This window comes from Arthrobacter sp. FW305-BF8 (assembly GCF_021789315.1).
In the GTDB taxonomy this organism is placed as follows: domain Bacteria; phylum Actinomycetota; class Actinomycetes; order Actinomycetales; family Micrococcaceae; genus Arthrobacter.
Window position 1 is genome coordinate 3,821,141 of record NZ_CP084561.1, and the last position, 23,887, is coordinate 3,845,027.

Annotated in this window: 19 protein-coding genes; 11 read left to right on the forward strand and 8 right to left on the reverse strand. The window is 58.6% G+C overall.

Features of this window, described 5'->3' with window-relative positions; genetic code table 11:
• Positions 1-228: 228 nt before the first annotated feature.
• From LFT45_RS17260 to pdhA, 3 genes are read right to left on the reverse strand one after another with little or no spacing between them, the layout of a single operon-like run.
• Positions 229-1,731 (reverse strand): dihydrolipoamide acetyltransferase family protein, encoded by a 1,503-nt coding sequence (locus LFT45_RS17260; RefSeq protein WP_236804825.1) that lies wholly within the window; start codon positions 1,729-1,731, stop codon positions 229-231.
• A 4-nt stretch (positions 1,732-1,735) separates the two neighbouring features.
• On the reverse strand, positions 1,736-2,848 hold the full coding sequence (locus tag LFT45_RS17265; protein ID WP_236804826.1) for an alpha-ketoacid dehydrogenase subunit beta: 1,113 nt from the start codon (positions 2,846-2,848) through the stop codon (positions 1,736-1,738).
• Entirely contained in the window at positions 2,845-4,104 is a 1,260-nt protein-coding gene (pdhA, locus tag LFT45_RS17270) for a pyruvate dehydrogenase (acetyl-transferring) E1 component subunit alpha (protein ID WP_236804827.1), read from the reverse strand. Before pdhA ends, LFT45_RS17265 begins: the two co-directional genes overlap by 4 nt.
• A gap of 159 nt (positions 4,105-4,263) precedes the next feature.
• Here pdhA and LFT45_RS17275 point away from each other — a divergent pair, with 159 nt between their 5' ends.
• Entirely contained in the window at positions 4,264-4,734 is a 471-nt protein-coding gene (locus LFT45_RS17275; RefSeq protein ID WP_236804828.1) for an Lrp/AsnC family transcriptional regulator, read from the forward strand.
• 34 nt (positions 4,735-4,768) lie between these two features.
• Here the strand turns inward: LFT45_RS17275 and LFT45_RS17280 are convergent, their stop codons facing one another.
• On the reverse strand, positions 4,769-6,115 hold the full coding sequence (locus LFT45_RS17280; protein WP_236804829.1) for a hypothetical protein: 1,347 nt from the start codon (positions 6,113-6,115) through the stop codon (positions 4,769-4,771).
• Between the two features lie 55 nt (positions 6,116-6,170).
• Positions 6,171-7,646 carry a polysaccharide biosynthesis tyrosine autokinase gene (locus LFT45_RS17285; protein WP_236804830.1) on the reverse strand — a complete coding sequence of 492 codons (1,476 nt, stop codon included), beginning with the start codon at positions 7,644-7,646 and terminating at the stop codon, positions 6,171-6,173.
• Between the two features lie 1,696 nt (positions 7,647-9,342).
• Here LFT45_RS17285 and LFT45_RS17290 point away from each other — a divergent pair.
• From LFT45_RS17290 to LFT45_RS17330, 9 genes are all read left to right on the forward strand, one after another.
• Positions 9,343-10,179, forward strand: coding sequence for a glycosyltransferase family 2 protein (locus LFT45_RS17290; RefSeq protein WP_236804831.1), 837 nt, complete (start codon positions 9,343-9,345; stop codon positions 10,177-10,179).
• Positions 10,179-11,327: a glycosyltransferase family 4 protein gene (locus tag LFT45_RS17295; protein ID WP_236804832.1), complete on the forward strand. Its 1,149-nt coding sequence runs from the start codon at positions 10,179-10,181 to the stop codon at positions 11,325-11,327. Before LFT45_RS17290 ends, LFT45_RS17295 begins: the two co-directional genes overlap by 1 nt.
• A gap of 107 nt (positions 11,328-11,434) precedes the next feature.
• On the forward strand, positions 11,435-12,637 hold the full coding sequence (locus LFT45_RS17300) for a glycosyltransferase family 4 protein (RefSeq protein ID WP_236809401.1): 1,203 nt from the start codon (positions 11,435-11,437) through the stop codon (positions 12,635-12,637).
• Positions 12,638-12,674: 37 nt separating this feature from the next.
• On the forward strand, positions 12,675-13,703 hold the full coding sequence (gmd, locus tag LFT45_RS17305; protein ID WP_236809403.1) for a GDP-mannose 4,6-dehydratase: 1,029 nt from the start codon (positions 12,675-12,677) through the stop codon (positions 13,701-13,703).
• Positions 13,703-14,674 (forward strand): GDP-L-fucose synthase family protein, encoded by a 972-nt coding sequence (locus tag LFT45_RS17310; RefSeq protein ID WP_272912722.1) that lies wholly within the window; start codon positions 13,703-13,705, stop codon positions 14,672-14,674. Before gmd ends, LFT45_RS17310 begins: the two co-directional genes overlap by 1 nt.
• Positions 14,675-14,701: 27 nt before the next feature.
• Positions 14,702-16,174, forward strand: a complete 1,473-nt coding sequence (locus tag LFT45_RS17315; RefSeq protein ID WP_236804833.1) for a sugar transferase — start codon at positions 14,702-14,704, stop codon at positions 16,172-16,174.
• Positions 16,175-16,235: 61 nt separating this feature from the next.
• Positions 16,236-17,549 (forward strand): UDP-glucose dehydrogenase family protein, encoded by a 1,314-nt coding sequence (locus LFT45_RS17320; protein WP_236804834.1) that lies wholly within the window; start codon positions 16,236-16,238, stop codon positions 17,547-17,549.
• A gap of 2 nt (positions 17,550-17,551) precedes the next feature.
• Positions 17,552-19,429 (forward strand): DUF4012 domain-containing protein, encoded by a 1,878-nt coding sequence (locus LFT45_RS17325; protein WP_236804835.1) that lies wholly within the window; start codon positions 17,552-17,554, stop codon positions 19,427-19,429.
• Positions 19,430-19,598: 169 nt separating this feature from the next.
• A complete protein-coding gene (locus LFT45_RS17330) occupies positions 19,599-20,222 on the forward strand; it encodes an LPXTG cell wall anchor domain-containing protein (protein ID WP_236804836.1) in 624 nt (207 codons plus the stop codon).
• A 144-nt stretch (positions 20,223-20,366) separates the two neighbouring features.
• Here LFT45_RS17330 and galU read toward each other — a convergent pair whose 3' ends face one another.
• On the reverse strand, positions 20,367-21,257 hold the full coding sequence (gene galU, locus LFT45_RS17335; protein ID WP_236804837.1) for a UTP--glucose-1-phosphate uridylyltransferase GalU: 891 nt from the start codon (positions 21,255-21,257) through the stop codon (positions 20,367-20,369).
• Positions 21,258-21,386: 129 nt separating this feature from the next.
• Between galU and LFT45_RS17340 the strand changes: the two genes are divergently transcribed.
• On the forward strand, positions 21,387-21,809 hold the full coding sequence (locus LFT45_RS17340) for a VanZ family protein (protein ID WP_236804838.1): 423 nt from the start codon (positions 21,387-21,389) through the stop codon (positions 21,807-21,809).
• Between the two features lie 32 nt (positions 21,810-21,841).
• Here LFT45_RS17340 and LFT45_RS17345 read toward each other — a convergent pair whose 3' ends face one another.
• Complete coding sequence (locus LFT45_RS17345; protein ID WP_236804839.1) at positions 21,842-22,621, reverse strand: enoyl-CoA hydratase/isomerase family protein; 780 nt, start codon at positions 22,619-22,621, stop codon at positions 21,842-21,844.
• Positions 22,622-22,659: 38 nt separating this feature from the next.
• Positions 22,660-23,886 (reverse strand): 1,2-phenylacetyl-CoA epoxidase subunit PaaE, encoded by a 1,227-nt coding sequence (gene paaE, locus LFT45_RS17350; RefSeq protein WP_236804840.1) that lies wholly within the window; start codon positions 23,884-23,886, stop codon positions 22,660-22,662.
• Position 23,887: the final 1 nt, after the last annotated feature.

The following is a 23,887-nucleotide window of genomic DNA, read 5'->3' on the forward strand; positions in this document are numbered from 1 at the left end:
CACCGCGCTAGGTATGATCTGGCCATGGGGACTAAACAACAGAAGCACTTCTGCGAGACCTGCAACACGATCACCAACCACATCACGTCATACAAGGATGACGGAAGGGGCCTCGAGGCCCTCGTAAGGTGCAGCGACCACTCAGACACAACGCTGTAAGACCTGTAGTCCTTCGCCGCTGAGGAAAGGCGGCGAAGGACCGAGCACCTGAATGCCAATACTTACGTTCTACAAATCGGCCAAAAGCGAGGTCGGGGCCTCGATGGCATCCGCGACATAACGCAGGAATCCGGCGGCCGTACCGCCATCGCAGACCCGGTGGTCAAAGGTCAGCGTCAGCTCAGTGACTTTGCGCACGGCAAGTTCGTCTTCGACGACCCACGGCTTGTCGATAATCCTGCCTATACCGAGGATAGCCACCTCCGGATAATTAATGATTGCCGCGGAACCATCCACGCCAAACACGCCGTAGTTATTAACCGTGAAGGTTCCGCTGCCCAGTTCCTTGGGGGTCGCCTTGCCATTGCGCACGACGGCGGTCAGCCGCTTAATTTCTCCGTCGAGTTCGCTGGCACTCAGTTTCTCAGCGCTGCGGATAGAAGGGACAACCAACCCCCGGTCAGTTTGAGCGGCGAACCCTAGGTTCACCCCATCAAACTCCAGGATCTCCTGGGACTCCGCGCCGGAGGCGTCCTCCCTGCTCACGAAGCGCGTGTTCAGCTCCGGATACTTCTTCAATGCTGCTGTAACAAAGCGGGCTAAGAAGGCGAGCAGCCCTGGGGTGTGGTGCGGGTGGGCCTTCTTGAGTCCGGCCCGCAGGTCAACCAGTGCCGTGGCGTCGACGTCCACCCATACGGTGGCTTCTGGTATCTCTGAGCGACTGCGGGACATGTTCGCCGCCACCGCTTTGCGGACACCCCGGACGGGCGTCCGGCTGATGATCCGCAGTCCAGTGCGGGTATCGACGTTCCCGCTGATCGAGTTTGTCGAGACCGTTTCGACGGGCTCAATCAGCGCACGCAGTTTGGTTTCGGCAGGCTGGGTCTCGAAAGGCTCAACCACCGGGGACTTTATGGCCGCTTCGACGTCCCGACGCATGATCAGGCCGCTCTCTCCAGATCCCTGCATGTGGCCGAGGTCCACACCATGCTCCTTGGCCATCCGGCGGACGAGGGGAGAAACAACAGCACCGAGCTTGCCGGGGACGCGAGTGCGCAGAAGTAAGGCATCGTCTGCGGGTGTTGTCAGCTTTGTATCGTCTTGGGGCTCAGTTCCGACGGGCGCGGTTTCAACAGGCTCAGCCACCGAATTGGTGCGCCGGGGGCGGGTTCGGCGGACAGTGGTTGTGCCGCCAGGGGTTCCGTAACCGATAAGGACGTTGCCTGAGCCCGCCCTTTCTTCTGTTCGGTATGCTTCGGCTGCGGTCTCTTGGGTTTCGAGGGGCTCAACCAGCGTGGTTTCGGTTTCGACGGGCTCAAACTGTGATTCCGTTGGGGTCACTGACATAAGCGGTTTGCCCACATCCAAAGTCTCGCCCGGTTCGCCATGCAACTCGGCTACAGTGCCGGCGTACGGTGACGGTACCTCCACGACTGACTTCGCGGTTTCCACCTCAGCAATGGGCTGGTCCACGCGGATTTCGTCGCCGACCGCCACGAGCCAGTTCAAGAGCTCGGCTTCTGTCAGCCCTTCGCCGAGGTCGGGCAGGAGGAACACTTTCCGTTCGGTCATCTGATCAGTCTTCCCACTGGAGGTCGTCAACGGCGTCGAGGATGCGGTCCACGCCGGGCAAATAGTAGTGCTCGAGCTTCGGCGCCGGGTACGGCACATCGAAGCCGGTGACGCGGCGGATCGGTGCAGCGAGGTGGTGGAAGCACCGCTCCTGAATCCGGGCCACGATCTCGGAGGACACAGAAGCAAAGCCGTGAGCCTCCGCGATCACCACCGCCCGGCCGGTCTTCCGGACGGAAGCGGCCACCGTCGTGTCGTCGAACGGCACGATGGTGCGAATGTCGATGACCTCGAGTGATCGCCCTTCTTCTGCGGCTGCGGCGGCCGCGGCAAGTGCCGTCGGGACAGAGGGACCATATGCGATGAGCGTCGCATCGGTGCCGGAGCGGGCGACAGCGGCGCGGCCCTCGGTGGCCTCGCGGCCGTCGGCCTGCCGCTCGTACTCCGCCCGGAGCGCAGCCAGGTCCACCAGATCTTTGGACCAGTAGAGTTTTTTCGGCTCCATGAACATCACCGGGTCGTCAGAGTCGATCGCTTCCCGGAGCATGCGGTAGGCGTCGGTAACCGTGGCCGGTGTGTAGACCTTCAGTCCGGCGGTATGTGCGTAATAGGACTCAGAGGAGTCACAATGGTGCTCCACTCCACCGATGCCGCCGGCGTAGGGAACGCGGATGACCATGGGCAGCTTGACCCGGCCCTTGGTGCGATTGTGCATCTTGGCCACGTGGCTGATGATCTGCTCGAAAGCCGGGTAGGCGAAGGCGTCGAACTGCATTTCGATGACCGGCCGCATGCCGTTAATGGCCATGCCCACGGCCATGCCCACGATCCCTGACTCAGCCAAGGGCGTATCGAAGCAGCGCTGTTCGCCGAAGGTTTTCATGAGTCCGTCGGTGATGCGAAAGACACCACCCAGAATGCCGACATCCTCGCCGAAGACCAGAACAGAATCATCCGCATGCATGGCATCCGCCATCGCGGTGTTCAGCGCCTTGGCCATGGTGACGGGCTGCGGTCCGGCCTCCTGGGCGCTTGCCGCAGCGGAGGCAGCAGCGCGGGCGGTGGCCGAGCTGACGTTGCCGTTGGCTTCGGCGGAAGTGGTGACAGTGGGGCTCATTTGTAGGCCTCCTCTTCGGAAATTGCGCCGACCGTATCACGGGCGAGCTCGTCGGCGAGCAGAGCCGACTGCTGGTCGAGCTGCGGTGTCCGCGTTGCGAAGACGTATTTGAACAGGTCCTGGGGATCGACCGGCACGTCCTCACCGAGTCCGGTGCGGAGCTGGGTGGCTACCGCTTCTGCCTTCTCCGCGATCCGCGCGTCGCCGCCGTCGTCCAGCAAGCCTCTCTCCGTGAGGTAAGTCCTCATCCGAGTGAGCGGATCTCGCGCGACCCACTGGGCCACTTCGCTGTCCTGACGGTAGCGGGTGGCGTCGTCGGCGTTGGTGTGGGCCTGCATGCGGTAGGTGTGCGCCTCCACCAGCAGCGGGCCGGAACCTTCGCGGGCGAGCTTGACGGCACGGTCCAGCACCGCGAGGAGCGCGACGACGTCATTTCCGTCCACGCGTTCGCCGGCCATGCCGTAGCCCACGGCCTTATGCGCAAGCGACGGGGCGACCGACTGGTGGGCCAGGGGCACGGAGATGGCGTACTGGTTGTTTTGCACAAAGAAGATGACGGGCAGGTGGAATACGGCGGCGAAGTTGAGGGCCTCGTGGAAGTCACCCTCGCTGGTCGCGCCATCACCGCACATGGCCAGGACCACCGTGTCCTCGCCGCGCAGCTTGGCAGCGTGCGCGACGCCGACGGCGTGAAGCAACTGCGTAGTGAGCGGTGTGCACTGGATGCCGACTTTGTGCTTGAGGGGGTCGTAGCCCCCGTGCCAGTCCCCGCGGAAGATGGTCATGGCCTCGATCGGGTCCACGCCGCGGGCCATGACGGCGACAGCGTCGCGGTAGGTGGGGAACATCCAGTCGCCATCGGCGAGACAGAGGGCGGCAGCGACCTGGCAGGCCTCCTGGCCGTGGCTGGAGGGATAGACTGCCATGCGGCCTTGACGGACCAGGGCGGAATTCTGGTCGTTGACCCGCCGGCCAACGACGAGCTGCTCATACGCGGCGAGGAGTTCGTCGTCGCCAGGCAACGGGTACTCGTGGCCGGGTTGGGCACCCTGTTCGGAGTGGTGCCTCAGGCTACCGTCCTGATCCACCATCTGAATCTGGTGGCGCGCTGGCAGCATGTAGTCCTCAGTAGTGATGCCGAACTTGCGCACAGCTTCCGCGGTGGCACCGGGCAAGTGGGTATCCTCGTGTTGCATCGGAGCAGGCTGGCTCTGCTCTGTCGTGCCGGGTGCAGTGTGGTCTGCGGAGATCGTCATTGGTCCGTCCTTCTATAGCCACTATTCGCTTTAAGTATGGTCCCGGACGTTGTTTCGTATCCAGCTCCATCGCGAATTGTGGAGAAGCACGCCAAACTCCTCTACCTTGATAGACAAATTGCAAATGCGAGCTGCATAACGGCTAGGAGTTGTAGACGAATGGCTCTAGATGACGAGGATCAGGCTACAGTCCCTCTGGACGATGTCGACCGCAAGATCATTGCCGAGCTAACACGGGACGGCCGGATGTCCGTCACGCAAGTTGCCGAGAACGTCCACATTTCCCGAGCCCACGCCTACACGCGTATTGCGCGGCTGACAGGTCAGGGTGTGCTAACGAGGTTCACAGTACTAGTCGACCCCATCAAGGCTGGCCTCAAGTCCTCGGCCTACGTGACGCTCAAGGTTCAACAGCACTCGTGGCGGGAACTGCGGGAGCAGTTGCGCACCATTCCCGAGGTGCACCACATCGCCCTCGTAGGAGGGGACTTTGATGTCATCTTGCTGGTACGGGCCGTGGACAACGTCCACCTCCGCCGGGTGATTTTTGATCAGTTGCAATCCGTGGCAGGTGTGCTGGATACGCAGACGTTCCTGGTGTTTGAGGATCTGGATTCGCGATCCGGATGATTACCGTAGTTGGCCCAATTCGGTACACCCGCCTTTAGCGCGCAGGCCTTCTCCTCGTCGGCATGCGATGTCGCGGACCGGCCCCCCGGTGCAGCAGGAATACAGCAATGGCCTCCACGAAAATCGTCAGTCCCAGTCCGACAAGTACACCTATTAGCGCGCCTACAGCTGCCATAACAGGAAGAAGGACAAGCGATAACGCAATGCCCATGATGCTTCCTAGTGTCGTCGCGTACACCAGTTGCCTAGAACCCCCAAGTGGGATTAGACAGGCCCGACTGACCAGCCGTTCCAAGAGGATTGCTGCGCACAACGCAGCCAACACGATGCCAACCGTCGGATCAAACTCAATCTGGCTGGATCCAAGCAGGCCCCAGAGCCACGGTCCCGTAACAAAGATTCCAGCAAAAGCCACCAAGGCCAAGACAACGGAGACGAGCATCGCCTGGCGGCTGCGCTTCAATATCCGACGCCGCGTCCCGCCATTAGGCACCCACCCCTGAGCTACGCTTACTATCGGCGCGATGAGTGACATAAATTGCTTTTGAATTTTATCCGCCAGTGCGAACACTGGCAAAGCTCCAGGCGCTATGAGCCCTACGATAAATAGCGGCACTGTGATATAGACCACCGAAATAAGACTAGTAGTCATGCCATGCCCCTGAGTTCTCAGGGCAGAAATAATAACACCGAATCTTAATTTCGGTATTTCATATCCGACAGTCGCAGACACTGCCGACGCCGCACCCGACAGTTTTTTTATGCGCAAGCTGACAATACCGACTGCAGTAAGCATTCCGCATAACTGCACAGAAAGAGCTGCTTCGATGTTGGTCCCTGAATAAAGCAGAATTATGGCAACTGCAGTTGCTAATGACCGGGGGACTGTCTCTGTCCACAGAAGAGCAAACGGTTTAGAGATGCCTACGAAGACCCAATTACTACTAAGACCCGCGGCCGCCGTCCCTACTAACGAGAGCCCCGATAGACCCTTGTCGTCTGGAAACATCCACCAGAGGAGCGATAGGCTCACGACAGTTGAAGGCAGTCCTATGAGCAACCGACCAAGCAGTGATTTTCTGAACTCGGCCACTTGTTCCGAGCCATTCATCGCCGCGATCATCGCCGGGCCTGTGAGAGCCCACCCATATCCGACGAACACCGCCGTAATTATTCCAAAGGCCTGACCTAGCGCAACAGTCGCCCAGGCGTCTGGTCCTCCAGCAAAGACAATCGCGGGAACCATCAACAAGCCGCCGGCTCCGAGCAGAAGAGTCGTCAGGGCATATCCAATGACAAGGGATATGCTCCTCGGCCTGGGCCGTTCCGCAGTTGCTTCAGTGAGCTCGGCTGTGAGCGTCGTGGCCGACGTTGACCTCATGGCCGTGTTCGACGTCTCGGCGTGCAGCCGGATTCAGCTTGTGGGAAGAAACCGCTCACAGATCGCTTCTGTCTCCCCGCGAAAGCAACGCTGCCCGCCGCGCCGAGCGACTGGTCTCCATTTCGGGGCCAGGGGTGGTCATGTGGGGCGCGCCTTCTGGTCGCGACGCCGCCCCGTTGTTCAAGCTGTCAAAATAGCCAGAGTCTGGTCTCGGCTCAGTCCGACTTTCATATGAGTACGCCGAACCACCATATGCATCCGGTCCCTTGGCTGGTGTTCTGTTGAGGACCACTCCGAGTGTCTTGGAACCTACCATGTCCAACGAAGCCAGCGACCTTTCAAGCTCGTTCAGCTTTGTGCGCTTGGCTCCAACCACCAAGAGAACAGAGTCCACGGCTTGCGCAAGAACAGCGGCGTCAGTCACGGGCAGCAACGGAGGCGTGTCAATGATCACTACATCGAAAGAATTCTCCAAACGAAGCAGTATGTGTTTCATTTCGTCGGACCCCAGCAGCTCACTCGGGTTAGGGGGTATACGACCTGACGTGAGTACGACGAGGTCATCCTCGCCCCAAGGCTGCAACAGGTCCGAGACATCAGCGGTACGGATAAGGGCGGTGCTCAGACCCGCTGTCCGCTCCAATCCGAGGTAATCGCCGATCATGGGGCGGCGAAGATCTGCATCCACTAGGCATACAGAACGACCGGACTGGGCGTATGCCAGCGCCAGATTTATTGCAGTCGTGCTCTTGCCTTCACCGGGGTTGGAGGAGGTGACCAATATCGTGTTTGACGACGACGAAACTGTGGCGAATTGGAGGTTTGTTCGCAGTTGCCTAAATGACTCTGCCCGCGGACTCTGGCCTCCCGCCTGCGTAAGCAGTGGAGACTTCACTGCATCCGCATCGAAGGCTATTCCCGCAAGTATCGGCGTCTCAGTGACTTTACGAAGATCGGCCTCGCCGCGAATTTTGTTGTCCGTCGCCTTCCTAATGTAGGCCGCGCCGATTCCCATGGCCAGCCCAAGGACGGCACCAAGCAACAGGTCCAGTTTCGTGTTTGGCGCCGAAGGAACTTGGGGGGCGACGGCAGGAGCAATTACTGACAACCGTACTGGCGACGTCCCACCGTTCGCAGGAGTTTCCAACTTCTCGACAGCCTTGATCAGGCTGTCAGCGGCAGCCTGAGCAATGGACGCCGCTTGCACCGGCGACGTGTCAGATGCCGTAATACTGATCAGCACTGTGTTCAGGTCAGCGCTCGCCTTCACTCGTTGTGCAAGATCAGCGGGCTGCACTCCAAGCCCCAAAGCGTCAATTGCGGGTTGGAGGACGACCGGCGTCGTGGCAGCCTTGACGTAGGACTGGACTCGCGCCTGGCTAAAAGTATTGCCCTGCTGCAGCTCTTGGACGCTGCCGGAATTCTGGATGGCAACAAAGAGCTGTGTCTCCGCCGTATATGTTGGTTTACTGAGCAGCGACACCGCCGCCGCAACAACCAGCCCGGCCAAAGTAAACGCGACTATACCCATCCAGCTACGACGGACAAGCGCTACTAAGTCACGTATCTCCAAAGTTCCCCCTGTAATTTTCCTTGACGAGTTGGGTGCAGCGTGCACCAGAGCGGCAGTCGTCGAAGAATCGTCCTAAGTGTACCCGCCGACGGGCAAGCACCGGTCCGCAGACAAATCACCGAACGGCCCGTGGCGGCTCGATCTAGCACGGCTACAACAGGTCGTTGCGGCTGGCGCTAGACGTCGCATGCAAGTACCGGCGCCACGGTCAGAAATGCAAGATCATCCCACCGACAACGGCAAGGTGAATCACTGGCCGACGCGCATCCGGCACTACCCGTGCTCAGGGGTTGTCCGCAACCCGCCTGCCAGGCAAATGGTCTTTTGGTGGCCTAACGACGCCCTTGACGCGAGAAAAGTACTGCCCACTAAGGTCCCTCTTGACGACATCACCCCTGGGGGACACGACGAGACCGCCCGCTTCGTCCAACTTCTTGTCTACCGTTACGCCCATGCCAACTACTGACCGATCAGGAACCTTGGTCCCAGGTGTAAGGGCAACATTCGATGAAACTATGCAGTATGAACCAACCGTGATTTCAGCTACAGACTGCTCCGACTCTTTCCAGGCGATCCCGTGGGTTATAAAGGTTGACCGCACGCCGGCAATTGTCGTGTGCGTTCCAATGTGAACGCCTCCGCTGCAGTCAATGTAGTGCCGATTGGTAATTGCAGAGTGATCTCCTAGCAGCAGCTGGCCCGAAGTCGTAGTCATCCAGAGGTCGGGAGCGCTGGAGATCCAATTAAGTTGCCCGATCCGCGCTTCGACACCCAGTTGGACTTGCCTCATTCCACGAATGACGGTGAGCGCTCCGATCCGTGAGCCCTTCCCAAGCGACATCTCGTTGATATTTAGGAGCAAACACGGCGCGACGTCGGCTGTGGGATGTATATCGAACCCCTGTGCTCGTAGGAGGCCATTTTTTAACCTACTGCTGGGCAGGAGGCCCGTCAGCGCTAGTGATAGATTCATGACTCCCCATTTAGTAAACATAGTCGGACGGTGCTATCGGCTAGAAAACGTCCAACGGCGACCCCAGATAGAACAACTGGGCATTGACCTAGCTTCAGTTCCACTGTAAATCCCCAGACTTCACGCTTAGAAATTGCGCGCGCATGACCATGCGCTACGCGACGCATGAGAGCCACGCGCCCCCAGGTACAGGCACGCCCGTAAATGTTTGAGATCACCTATCAGGGCTGCCTCTGTCCATCGACCGAACTGTCCCATGAGCGGCCGCACGGACCACTCGGGCGCGACTACGACGCCTAATACTACCCATGCCCGAGCTTCCTGCTTTGCGTTGATGCTGCTGGCGTCCTCCTGATTCGCTTGGTCACTCACCCATCGCCGGAAGTCGGGGCATCCTGAAATCACGGCAGAGGGGCAGGGCCCCGTAGCAAGTCCAGTTGACCACCGACCCATGTGGCAAATGGTTATGATGAGATCCGCAGATGTTGGTAGGACAGCTGCCTTCTAGACTCTTTGGCGCAAAACAACGGAAGCGTTCGGGGAACATACGGTCGCTCAGCAAATCGAGATGCATGCCCCCTGCACGCCTCACCGGGGCATGTGAAGCCTTGGGATTTGATCGCGTTGCTTGTCCTGCATCCAGGCAATTACTTCAGCAATTTTGCGACTATAAAGGAATGCATGAGCCACGAGCAGCAACAAGCCAAGGTCAGCGCTGTAATCTTGACCCTTAATGAAGAAATCACCATTGCCTCGGCCATAAACAGCCTTCAGTGGTGTGATGAAATTTTCGTCGTTGATAGCGGCAGCCGCGACGATACCAGAAATGTCGCCGAGCAGTTAGGGGCGACCGTTGTTCAGCACAGACAGCAAGGGATCTTCCTGATTAGTGAGCAGCGAAACTGGTCGATACAGAATCTTCCCATTCGTAACGACTGGATACTTTTCCTGGATGCCGACGAGGAGTCGACGCCTGAGTTTCAGACGGCCGTGAAGTCCTTTTTATCTACCCACGAAAATAGCCCAGCTTTTTATACGGCACCGGCTTTCATGTACTATAATAGCTGGCTTAAAAATTTAAGTGGCTTCCCTAACTGGCACCCCAGAATAGTCCGACGAAGCTCGGACGTGCGATTCACTGGTGGCGTCTGGGAAGACTTTGATTCCCCCGACTTAGCCGCGAAGATCCCCGTGCCTTACATTCACAGAACCAATGCAAAGGGACTTGAAGATTGGATCGGCAAGCACATACGGTATGCGCGCTGGGAAGCATCACGGATAACTGCAGGCCGTGACGCCAGCGGCACTAAGGAAAGACGAGCAATTGGCCGGCGCATCCGTTACGCCCTAGGACCCCTGCGTAAGTACGCATCCATTTTGCATCTGGCCCTATTCCGGCGCGGCATCCTGGATGGCCCCGAGGCCATGTCTTACCTTCGCAGAATGTTTATGTACGAGCTCCTAATCGATGAATTTATAGTTGAAGAAAAGAAAAAGCGCTCCGGGGGGCAGCTGTGATGACTAACAGAGACTCAAAGCCGGCTGGGACAGATTACACGCTGGTCTTGGGAAGAGTGCACGATAAGATTGGCGGCCCAACTCGAACAATCTGGGGTTACGTCCAGGGACTTTCTCGCCTCGGAAAGACAAGTACAGTAGCTGGGCTAGGAAGCCATAACGATCTAGAAGCAAATTTCGCGGAATCGCAGGCTACCGCCCTGTTGGCATTCAACGGTCCGACTGCCGCGAGGGCGCTTCAACTGATTCGTCTTTACTGCCGTTCAAAAGGTTCGACGCTCGTTATCGTCGGCGTTTGGCACCTATCATTTTTCATTCTTGGGCTTTGTAATCTGGCCCACTGCATCGTACCGGGTGTCTCCCGCCCGCAAGTTCTGCTCGTTCCGACCATGTCGCTAACAACTTACGACTGGGCGAAACATCGATTGTTGAAGCAAGCATTACGACCGGTGGTTGCAATGATCCTCCGGGGATTGCACGGAGTTGTCTTCGCGTCTACGGGTGAATTGGAGTTGAGCCAACCAGCAGTCTGGCGAAAGGCTGCGGTGGTTCTTCATCCCTCGATCTCGATAAGTGACAATGAGCCTGCCTCAATTGAAAGTCGAGATATCGATGTATTATTCGTTGGCCGACTTGATCACCAAAAAGATCTCCCTCTTCTTATAAGAAGCTTCGCACTCCTCGAGGAGGTACGCGATTTGCATATTATCGGGTCCGGCGATGCCGCATATGTATCAGAGTTAGTCAAGCTTGCAAGTGATCTCAATATTGGTGACAGAATCCAATGGCACGGATGGAAATCGCACGAGGAAACGCTAGCGTTCCTTCGCCGCTCAAAAGTAGTTGCCGTTACGTCGATTATTGAGAATTTTTGTCATGTAGCCGTCGAGGCGCTCGTCAGCCAGAGCAACCTGGTGCTGGTCGACAGAGTTATGTCTGCGAAGGACTTTGCCAAGTACGCCGACATCGATGTGACTGAGCCGAACGAACATGAATTGGCTACCAGCTTGGGCTCGCGGCTCGCCTCCTGGGCCGATGGAGAAGCTGAGAGGATCGCGTCCGCCGCCGCCATCCGCCGAGCATGTAGTCCTGAATTCGCAGCGTCTGAGCTAGACAAGTTTTTGGCCTTGGGGAAAGAATCATCCTGAGGGGTTGTCGGTACTGAAAGTAAGCACTGTCCCGGCGAACAAGTTTCCGCATTTGTTATTCACAATTGGCCTAGGAGCCTTCCATTTCTCGTATCACTATAATTGGCCTGCACTTTACGCCAGAGCGATCTGGTAATGCACCGTACACGAGCAGCCTCGCGAGAGGATTGCAGCGGGAGGGGCATTCGGTCACGGTCATAACTGGCTATCCACACTATCCTGAATGGCGGCGACACGCCGGGTATAAGGGACGATCAATGCACGAGATGATAGATGGCGTCCGAGTGAAGCGCCTCAATCATTACGTGCCATCCAATCCGACTGGCCTCCGCCGAATCCTGATGGAGGTAAGTTTCGGCCTTCATGCAATTTTGTCGAAATGGCAGAAGCCAGATCTGGTCATTCTCGTGAGTCCCGCTCTACTTTCGACCGGACTGGCAAGCCTTCGCGCGAGCGTTGGCAAGGGGTTGCCTACGCTAGTTTGGGTCCAAGATCTTTATAGCCGAGGCATGGTCGAAACTGGCTCAACGGGTGTTGGCGGAAAAGTGGCTGCTTATATTGAGTCTTCCATTTTGCGCTCGGCTGACACCGTGGTAGCGATTCATGATCGTTTCCGAACACACATCACTCAGTCGCTTGGCGTGGATTCTCAAAGTGTCAAAGTTATCCGCAACTGGACCCATCTCGGCCACGTTGCCGCCTATGACGTCAGAGCAACTCGTAAAGCTAGAGGATGGGCTGACTCGGACGTGATTGTCCTTCACGCTGGAAACATGGGCATGAAGCAAGGTCTGGAAAATGTTGTCGAGTCTGCTCGGCTGGCGCACCAGCGTCGGAGCCTCGTCAAGTTCGTCCTCATGGGCGATGGGAACCAGCGCCAGAAGCTGGAAAGGATCGCGTCCGGCATAGACAACATCGAATTCATCGATGCCTTGCCAGATGATGAATTCCAGCAGACCCTTGGTGCCGCCAACGTCCTTCTGGTCAACGAGCTGCCGGCAGTAAGAGACATGTCAGTGCCCAGCAAGTTGACTTCTTACTTCAATGCGGGGGTCGTTGTAGTGGCGGCCACAGACGCCGAAAGCGTGACGGCAGCCGAGCTTCAAGCTTCGGGTGGGGGGATGCGCGTCAACCCTGACGATCCTGCTGCTCTCCTAGCGACTGTCGAACTGCTTGGCCAGGATGCCGTGCTTGCCCGTGATCTCGGCGCGCAGGGTCGAAAGTTCAGAGACGAAACACTGTCCGAAGCTCCGGCCATCGCCCACTACAATGAATACATCATCAGCCTGGCAACGTCGCGCGGCCGCTAGGCCGTAGGACTCTTAATTTCGCACCATGGGGGGCATTTTGAATAAGCGCGCGCTTATTACCGGAATCACCGGACAAGACGGATCGTACCTGGCAGAGCTTCTTTTGAAGAAGGGTTACGAAGTCCACGGTTTGATCCGCAGGGCGTCGACGTTTAACACTGCGAGAGTCGACCACCTCTATATTGATCCCCACGATCCCAAGGCAAAGTTGTTTTTGCACTACGGAGATCTTAGTGACGGCGCAAGATTGGTCACCCTCCTGGCAAGTATCAAGCCCGACGAGGTGTACAACTTGGCCGCGCAGTCCCATGTCCGCGTTTCCTTCGATGAACCCGAGCACACGGCCGACACCACCGGTGTGGGATCCATCAGGCTGCTGGAAGCTGTCCGCATGTCGGGGATTGAAACCAAGTTCTATCAGGCTTCTTCTTCAGAAATGTTTGGGGCCACGCCTCCCCCTCAAGATGAGGAGACTCCTTTTTATCCCCGGTCTCCGTATGGGGCAGCAAAGGTCTACAGCTACTGGGTGACAAAGAATTACCGCGAGGCCTACGGCATGTTCGCAGTTAATGGCATCCTGTTCAATCACGAATCGCCTCGACGTGGCGAAACCTTCGTCACGCGAAAAATTACGCGTGCGGTAGCCGCAATCAAGGCCGGAAAGCAAGATCTCTTGTATATGGGAAATCTCGATGCGGTCCGAGACTGGGGCTATGCAGCTGAGTATGTCGAAGGCATGTGGCGAATGCTGCAGGCAGCTGAGCCGGAGGACTTTGTCCTAGCAACCGGTGGAAACTATACCGTCCGTGACTTTCTCCAAATCTCCTTCGAGCATGCTGGACTGAATTGGGAGGAGCATGTGAGATTCGACGAAAGGTACCTCCGGCCTACGGAAGTTGACGCCTTGGTTGGGGACGCTTCTAAAGCCCAGGAAAAGCTGGGCTGGAAGGCGTCAGTGCACACCCCGGAGCTTGCACGAATTATGGTCGACGCCGACATCGAAGCACTCAAGCATGCTGGCAATCATTGGATTGACACGGTTCACCTCGACAGCTGGAACAACTGATGGGAGAAATTGACTTCGTCCCCGGGCCGTTGGACCGGGAAGCGACCTTCTACGTGGCCGGCCACCGCGGCTTGGTGGGTTCTGCGATTTGGCGGAACTTGCAGACTGCAGGCTTCGCTAAGGTAGTCGGGAGGACGTCCGCGGAGCTTGACTTGAAAAACCGTGCGGATGTTTTCTCCTTCTTTGCCGAAACCAGACCGCGGTACGTTGTCTTGGCGGCCGCGAAAGTCGGCGGAATCTTGGCAAATAACACATTCCCTGTCGATTTTCTGAGCGAAAATATCCGCATTCAGGTGAACGTTATGGACGCCGCACGAGAATTCGGTGTGGATCGACTCCTGTTCCTAGGCTCATCTTGTATATACCCCAAGTTAGCCGAGCAGCCAATACGTGAGGATGCTCTCCTTACAGGCCATCTCGAGCCTACCAACGACGCTTACGCCATTGCCAAAATTGCTGGCATATTGCAGGTCCAGGCAGTTCGCCGGCAATACGGATTGCCGTGGATTTCTGCAATGCCGACGAACCTGTACGGACCGGGCGATAATTTCTCTGCCGAGGGTTCACATGTCTTGCCTGCAATGATCCGCAGATATGACGAGGCGGCAAGATTGGGTAAGGACAGTGTCACCAACTGGGGCACTGGGAGACCGCGCCGGGAGTTCCTTCACGTAGATGACATGGCAGCAGCGTGCCTCCATCTCATGGAAAATTACGATGGCCCTGACCAGGTGAACGTTGGCACGGGATCCGATGTGACCATCCAGGAGTTGGCATCAATTGTGGCCGATGCCGTGGGGTACACAGGCGAAATCCACTGGGACACCACGAAACCGGACGGCACCCCGCAGAAGCTCTTGGACGTGTCCAAGCTTGCCACTGCCGGCTGGTCGTCAAAAATTCGCCTGGACGACGGCATCAGGGGCACGGTCGAGTGGTTCCGTGCAAATGCTGATGTCATCAGATCCTAGAGGAACAATGACTGGGGGAATGGCGGCATGAACCATCAAGCCTTGCTTGAGGGTGGCACCGAGAGTAAACGGATAGATTGGCGCAGCAAGTACTCAGCGCGCCTGCGGATCATCGATGCAGGTGTCATAGTTTGGGCCGTCATGGGTGCTTTCGGCGTACGGTTCGGTTTTGCGGACCTCAAAGGTGACAGTATTCGTGACAATGACTACATTGTGCTATCGGTGCTGCTCGCCATCTGCTGGTGGCTGATGCTTGGCTTTTGGGGATCAAGAGAATCGAAAGTGCTCGGTTCAGGCTCCGAAGAATACAAACGCGTGATTGCTGCTTCATCTTGGCTATTTGGATTCGTTGCGATTGTGTCCTACGCCGTGAAATTCGACACCGCCAGGGGATTCGTCGGCCTTGCCTTTCCGGCAGGTGCGATCGGGTTGCTTGTGGCTAGGTGGCTGGTGCGTCAACATCTGAGCCTAGAGCGGAAACATGGTAAGAGCACGGCAAGGGTACTAATCCTTGGTGGCCCGTATTCCGCGGCCCACCTTGTCCGCTCCCTGCATAGTGCGCCCGCAGCCGGCTACCTGCCCGTTGCCGCCCATTTACCCGGAGCACCGGTCGTTGGCAGTTCATTAGCTGATCTCGGCGTACCAGTAACCGGCGCGGAGACTGACTTCGAGTCGATCTTGGAAGTCATTGTCGACACACGGGTCGATGCTGTTGCCATTTCCGCGGGCGTCAATATGCACCCGAGCGATCTCCGAAGATTGGGTTGGGAACTGGCTGCCCGGGACATCGGCATGATTCTGGCTCCAGCATTAACGGACGTGGCAGGTCCCCGAATCCACACACAGCCCGTGGCAGGGTTGCCTCTCATTCACGTTTCCACGCCCAAGTTAACTGGCGGCAAGAAAGTTGCGAAAAGGACATTCGACGTTGTCTTAGCCGGCCTCTTGGTCACCTTTTTGTCTCCAGTATTCCTCGTTCTCACACTGCTGGTCGCGCTCACGAGTCCCGGACCGGTTTTTTACAAGCAGGAAAGAATCGGGCTACGTGGTACGACCTTTAATATGCTGAAGTTCAGGTCGATGCGGGCAAATGCGGACGACGAACTTCGAGCCCTCCTCGAGGCGCAGGGAACCAACACCAAACCCCTATTCAAAGTCGATAATGATCCTCGCATTACTCCAGTAGGACGAGTACTCCGGAAGTATTCGCTGGACGAGCTGCCCCAGCTATTGAACGTCCTGGGGGGCAGCATGAGCCTCGTGGGGCCTCGCCCGCAACGCGAGGGCGAGGTCGCCTTGTACGACGATGCTGCTCACCGCAGGCTCTACGTCAGTCCAGGAATGAGCGGCCTGTGGCAGGTGAGTGGGCGATCCAACCTGAGTTGGGAAGAAAGCATCAGATTGGATCTCTACTATGTGGAGAACTGGTCCCTAATGGGCGACGTAGTCATCCTTTTGAAGACGTTCAAGGCAGTATTTGCAAGCACTGGCGCTGTCTAAAAAGCGCGCATGATCTAACGGTCAGAGAACGAGCAGTTTTTAGCTGCAGGAAAGGCAACAAATGCGTATTTCCGTGATTGGCTGCGGCTACCTGGGCGCAGTCCACGCAGCCTGCATGGCAAAACTTGGCCACGAAGTCGTCGGCATAGACGTCGATGAGCGCAAGATAGCCGACTTGTCGGCTGCCACCGCCCCCTTTTTTGAGCCCGGCCTGGAGGCTCTGCTTAAGGAAGTCCAGGAAACAGGACGCTTGTCCTTCAGTACGGATATGTCGGCGGCCGCTGATAGTGACGTTCATTTCATTTGTGTCGGCACTCCGCAGAAGAAGGGCGAAAATGCGGCAGATCTAACTTATGTTGATGCTGCCCTTACCTCGCTGTTGCCGTACCTCGACGAGGATGACGTGGTCGTTGGAAAATCCACGGTTCCTGTTGGGACGGCCGGCAGGCTCGCCCAGATCGTGAAAGCCCATGAAGAAACTGCACATCTGATTTGGAACCCCGAATTCCTCCGTGAGGGGCATGCCGTCGCCGACACCCTTCAGCCGGACCGCTTTGTTTATGGCGTCCCGGACGGTTCGGAGGACCATCCGGCTGTTGCGATCTTGGATGAAGTTTATGCAGCACCGCTATCTTCGGGGACGCCTAGGATCGTCACCGACCATCCAACGGCCGAGCTGGTGAAGGCTGCGGCGAATTCCTTCCTCGCAACGAAAATTTCGTTCATAAACGCAATGGCAGAAGTCTGTGAAGCGTCCGGTGCTGACGTCACGCGCCTAGCCGACGCCATCGGTATGGACGAACGAATAGGAAGGAAGTTCCTAAACGCGGGCATCGGGTTCGGTGGTGGCTGCTTACCTAAAGATATTCGTGCGTTTATGGCGCGTGCGGGCGAGCTGGGAGCGGACCAAGCTCTCACATTTTTACGTGAGGTCGACGCTATCAACATGAGGCGTCGTACCAGGGTGGTGGAGCTCTCACGGGAACTCTGTGACGGGACTCTGCTGGGCAAGAGAATTACTGTGCTTGGCGCCGCCTTCAAGCCAGAAAGTGATGACGTAAGAGATTCCCCCGCCCTCAGCATAGCTGCGCAACTCCAACTTCAAGGTGCAGTTGTTACGGTGACAGACCCCAAAGCTCTTCAGAATGCTGCTAAACGATTTCCGGAACTGCACTTCGAGCCAGATATGGACGCTGCCATATCAGGCGCTGACGCATTGCTGCTCCTCACAGAGTGGAAGCAATACCAAAGGTTGGACCCACATGCGCTACACAGCAGCGTTGGATCCCCTCGAATCCTTGACGGGCGCAACGTTTTGGATCCAGGAAAGTGGCGGGCAGCTGGGTGGGTGTACCGCGGGCTCGGACGCGCTTGACGATGGCACGTTCGCGTTCAAACAGCAAAATCGAGTCGTCTGCCCATACCGGGGACCGCACCAATAAAGGTTCCAAGCGTCGACGGATCTTACTCTTAGCAGTTGGGTTATCTGCTGTTGCGATCATCCTCATGCTGCTGAGCGCCGTTTGGCTTTCATCTAAGGCCTCAACCATCAATACCGAGCTGACTGCCGCAAAGCAGCTTGTGCCGGCCCTCAGGGCGAATATTGTGCAAGACGACGCAGCAGCGGCAACCGCCATAGTCAAAGATCTTCATACGCATACGATTTTAGCCCGTGAGGCAGCCACAGATCCGTTGTGGACGTTGGCGGGAGAATTGCCTTGGTTGGGAGCGAACTTCAGCGCGACAAGAGAAATCGCTACGTCGGCGGATGACGTGGTCAGCTTAGGCGCCGCACCTCTGGTACGTGTCGCCAATACTCTTGACTGGAAGCTCTTGGCGACGGGCAGCCAAAAGGCGGACCTACGCCCTCTCGCTGAGGCAGAGCCAACACTAACCTCCGCTGCCAACGCTGTTCGACAGTCCTCAGAACGTCTAAACGGGATTGATGCCGGCGAGCTGGTACCTCAAATTGCAACCCCCCTTCTTACTGCCCGTGAGGAGCTAAGTGCTCTAGGCGAGCAACTTGATACGGCAGCAGATGCTGCAAAAATCATGCCGTCGATGATGGGTGGAAAAGAGCCGCGCCGATATCTCCTGCTCATCCAGAACAACGCAGAGCTGCGCGCTACTGGTGGCATTCCAGGAGCACTGGCAGTCCTTACCGTCGAGGACGGACGACTTTCCCTAGGTTCCCAGACCAGCGCGAGCGCGCTGGGTCCCTTTAGCCCGGTCGAAGATGTAGATGCCGAGCAGAGCCTTATCTATTCCACGAGACTCGGCAAGTTTATGCAGGACGTCAACCTCACTCCTGATTTTCCGACGGCGGCCGAAACGGCCCGGGCGATGTGGAAGACAAGAACCGGTCAGCAATTGGACGGAGTTCTCTCCGTAGACCCCGTTGCCTTGGCGTACATGCTTGATGCAACAGGTCCGGTCCGATTGAACACTGAGATGCAGCAGGAAATCGGAGTCAGCGGTTTACCTTCAGAGCTGACTGGGAAAAACGTGGTGAGTACGCTTCTTTCCGACGTCTACTCAAGAATCATGGAGCCGGCAAAGCAGGATGCCTACTTTGCCGGTGTGGCCCAGGAAGTATTCGCAAAGGTATCCGGCGGGACCGGCAACACCGCGCAGTTGTTAGGCGGGATAAGTCGTGCAGCCTCCGAACACAGGTTGCAATTGTGGTCGTCCGATGACCGTGAGCAGTCAGTTATCGCTCAATACCCTCTGGGTGGATCTGTTACTGGCACCAGTATCTCACCAGCCCAGTTCGGGGTGTACTTCAATGACGGCACAGGGGCAAAAATGGACTTCCACGTCAAGAGGACCGTGCAATTGATCAGAGAGTGTCCTGCTGAGGGTTATTCCCAAGTCCGAGTGAAGGTGACGAGTACGAACGTGGCCCCCAAGGACGCCGGCATTTCTTTGCCCGAGTATGTGACCGGCGGAGGATCTTTCGGTGTTCCTGCTGGCAGTGTCCAAACCAATATAGTTGCCTACGGACCGGTGCAATCGAACGTTGAAAATGCCCTGTTGGACACGAAAAAGACAGGCTTCGCCTCCAACCGCCACGCTGGGCGGCCTGTCGGGACCGTTACGGTCCGTCTTGCACCCGGCCAGAGCAGGACTGTCGAGTTCACCTTTGGCAAGATCGTTCAACACACTGATCCGGTGGTGGCCGTAACGCCCACTGTCCAGTCCCTGAAGGATGTAATTCTGGAAACAGGGAGCGCGGCTTGCACTCCGGCTCCGTAGCCGACGCATTAACAGTATGTAAAGTGTTTGGATTCACTTTGGAGGGACTCCCTTGGGAGTGCTAATCTTTCCTTGGGTAAAACCACGAGATTCGCCCCACGGTCACATGGGGATGGGGAATCTCCACAATTATGTGACATCCGTGTTGAAAAGGTCTCAGGGGGGACAAATGAAGAAGTCTATTGCTGCGCTCGCGCTTGCAGGAACCATCGTACTGACCGGCACCGCGCCGGCCTTTGCCACTACCAACAACTACCCGGCGCCCGGAACCGGAACCGGAACTGTCTCAGATGGCACAGTCGCTCCGGGCGAAGTGTTTACCTTCTCGGGGACAGGCTTCCTGGCTGGCGAGCTCATCACCATCACCGTAACTCTCACCAGCACCCCGCAGGCGCTGGGTGGTGGCCTCACAGGCGGTGCTGCAATGTCGGTTCCGTCCAAGATCACTGTGCTGGCTGCTCCGCAGACCTTCACCACGACTGCAGCTGCTGACGGATCGTTCGCGTTCCCGCTCAGCCTCAGCGAACCGGGTACCTACACCCTGACTGCAACTAGCGCCACGCACTCCGTCACCCAGAGCGTAACCGTGGCCGAAGCTGCTGGAACGGGCGCAGGCCTTTCCAACACTGGCGGTAACGGTGCCGGTCAGGCCAACACCGGCACCGGTCTCGCTAACACCGGTGCTGACTCCACCCTCGTGCTGTGGTCGCTGGTCGGTGCCGGTGCACTCGCCGCTGGCGCCGCGTCAGTGGTCGTCGTTCGCCGCCGCGCTAATGCTGATGCATCTGCCTAAGCACTGAGCTCCACGTAAAAGAAGTGGGCCGTTACGGATTACCGAACGGCCCACTTCTTGTTTGCGAACAGCCAGGCAGCGCAGCTAAAAATGGAAGCCCCGACAATCGTCGCGGCTTCCATTTTTAATGGCGTGTAAGTTTTCCTATCCGTTGAATTCCTTCATCCATGCCCTTAGGTCTTCGCCGAACTCGGCCCGCTCGGACGCCAGAGTAATGACGGCCTTCAGGTAGCTCAGCTTGTCACCAGTGTCGTACCGGCCACCGCGGAAAACTACCCCATATACGCCAGAACCTTCCCCCTCGCCTGCGGCGAGGGTCTGAAGCGCATCCGTCAATTGGATCTCGCCGCCGCGGCCAGGTTCAGTTTTTTCGAGAACATCGAACACCGCCGGATGAAGAACGTATCGACCGATGACGGCCAGGTTGGACGGCGCCTCATCCACCGACGGCTTCTCCACCAAGCTGTTCACGCGAACGTAGTCCTCGCCTTCCACCACTGAGATGTCTGCGCAGCCGTAGGCGCTGATTTGCGAAGGCTCCACCTCGATGAGGGCAATCACTGATCCACCGGTCTTCGCCTGGACCTCGATCATCGCTGTCAAGAGCTCGTCCCGCTCGTCGATGAGGTCGTCACCCAGCAGAACCGCGAACGGCTCGTCTCCCACGTGCTGGCGGCCGCACAATACGGCATGCCCCAACCCCTTGGGTTCACCCTGCCGGACATAATGGATGGGCCCAAGACCTGACGCATGCTGAACCGCGTCGAGGCGCGCCTGGTCCCCCTTGAGTTCCAGGGTGCGCTCCAGAGCAGGGGCCCGGTCAAAGTGATCCTCCAGCGCCCGCTTGTTGCGGCCGGTGATCATTAATACGTCGTTCAGACCGGCGCTGATTGCCTCTTCCACGACGTACTGGATGGCCGGCGCATCCACTACCGGCAGCATCTCCTTCGGCATCGCCTTGGTGGCAGGCAGGAAGCGCGTGCCCAAACCGGCTGCCGGAATAACTGCTTTACGAACTGATTTCCCCATAGTCATGATCGAACTCTACAAATTGACTTGGGCAAAGTGAAATTTCGCAGGCCAGATTTCGGCCCTTGCCATGGCTCCCGTAGCGTTTTCCATATGGGGAAGTGGAGCCGAGCCGACGCGGCAGGACCTGCACGCGTGCTGTTGGCACTTTACGTGGGGGCTCTTGCCTTCGTAGCCTTCTGGCCGACGCCCGTTGACCGTCCTGTGGCCGGGCGCCTGCAGACCGTGCTGTTTGCCCTCCACCACTCGGGGCTTCCCGAGCTGATCAACTACAGCTTCGTGGAATTGGCTTCCAACATTCTGATGTTCGCACCTATTGGCATGCTTGCAGCACTTGCCTTCCCGGAGTTTCACCGGGGACGGATCGTGCTGAGCGCGTTCCTGGCGTCGTGTTGCATAGAGCTGGGGCAGAAGCTGTTTTTGCACGACCGGTTTCCGAGCGCCATGGACATCGTGGCGAATTCCGCTGGGGCGATGCTGGGGATTTGGGTCTTGGGGGTTGCGGAGGAGTGGGCGCGGCGAGGCGGTTTCGATAGGCTCAACCAGCGGCGTCCTTGATTTCGACAGGTCGATCAGCGGACCATGCTCGCTCAGCCCTTGAACTGCGGCTCGCGCTTCTCTTGGAAGGCCCGGAAGCCCTCGGCATAGTCCTCGCTCTTGCAGAGGCGGGCTTGCTCGGCGTTCTCCTCCTGCATCGACGTCCAGAGGCCAAGGCGCTGGTCGCGGATGTGCGCCACCAACTCCTTGCTGGCCTTGAAAGCGCCAGTTGCCCCGATAGCCACCTTCGCCACGATGGCGCGCGTTGAATCGAGCAGTTCCTCCGCTGGCAGGGCCCTGCTGAACATTCCGTGCGCCACAGCATCCGCACCGGAGATCAGCTCCGCCGTGTAGATCAGGTCCAGCGTCCGGTGCATGCCCAACCGCTCCGTGAAGTACCAATGCCCGCCGGAATCCAGCGTGGCGCCCAGCTTGGCGAACGGCGACCCGAACTTCGCATTCTCCGCCACATACACCACGTCCGTGGCCAGCAGCAGCCCCAGCCCGACACCCAGGCACGCTCCCTGGGCCGCGGCGAACGTCGGTGCCGGGAACGCGCTCATCTTCTGCAGCAGCGGCTGCACCAGACCGCCCAGGTACGCCTCGGCGTCGTCGTTCTCCGGGGTGACGCCGGCGATGTCCCGGCCCGCGCAGAAGGCGCGGCCCTCCCCCCGGAGCAGCAGCGCCCGCACCTCACCGCGCGAGGCTGCGGCAGCGGCGTCGTCATACGCCTGTGACAGATCCGCCAGCGCCTGCTCATCCAATGAGTTCAGCTTCTGCGGGGCGTTGAGGACCACTTCGGCGACGCCGTCGGCAATGGAAAGGGAAATCATGGCTGCTCCTTTGAGACCGGGAAGGGCGGGACGGAAAACTACACGTCGAAGTCGACTGAGACTTCCTTGCTGGTGGGGTGCGACTGGCATGTCAGGACGTAGCCCTTGTCCAGCTCATCCTGCTCCAGGGCGTAGTTTTCGTCCATGGTCACGGTGCCGGTGACCACCTTGGCGCGGCAGGTGCCGCACACTCCCCCGGCGCAGGCGAACGGCACGTCCGGGCGGACCCGCAGCGCGGCGTTGAGGATGGACTCGCGGGCGTGCGTGGGGCTGGTGACGTCGCCCTGCAGGCCGTCCAGCTTGAACGTGATCTTGTACGTCTCCTTGGACTCGTCCTCGACGACAGGCCGGCCGGCGTTGCCCTCGGGGCGGTCCGGCTTGCCGGAGGTGAACAGCTCGAACCGGACATGCTCCGGCTTCACGCCGCGCTCGGCCAGGGTGTCCCGGCACAGCTGCACCAGCTCGAACGGCCCGCACAGGAACCACTCGTCCACGTCGTCCGCGTGGATGGCGGTGCCCAGCAGCTGCTGCAGCTTCTCCGCGTCGATCCGGCCGCTCAGCAGCGGCGCGATCCGCTGCTCGCGTGACAGCACGTGGTGCAGCGCCAGCCGCTGGGGGTACTTGTCCTTCAGGTCCGCGAGCTCCTCCAGGAACATCACGTCCATGGCGGCCTTGTTGGCGTAAATCAGGTCGAACCGGGTCTCCGGATTGGCGGCCAGCAGCGTCCGGGCGATCGCGATCACCGGCGTGATGCCGCTGCCCGCGGCGATCGCCACGAAGCTCCCCGGCTCCCCCGCCAGCTCCTCCGGGTGATTCATGGAGTTCATGACATTCTGCTCCACGGCCCGCCCGTCCCGGCCGTGCTTGGAGACGAACGCGCCCATGGGGCTCATCACGTCCAGCGCATCCCCGGCCTTCAGCTCGGCGTTGGCCCACGTGGAGAACAGCCCGCCCAGGTCCTTCTTGATGGCCACCCGGATCTCGCTGCTGCCGTCCGCGAAGCTGCGCGGCTCGGCGCAGATGGAGTAGCTGCGGCGGATCTCCTTCGGCTCGCCGGACTCGTCCGGGAGCGTGGTGCGCAGGGCCACGTACTGGCCCGGCAGGTAGTCGAACTGCCCGGCCAGCCCGGCCGGCACCGTGAAGGTCACCTCGATGGCATCCTCCGTCAGCCGGCGCACCTCCGCGACGGTGAGGGAATGGAAGGACGGACGACGGCGGCCGGTGGCCTCTGCCGATTCGGCTGCGGTCTGGCGGACAACGGGCATG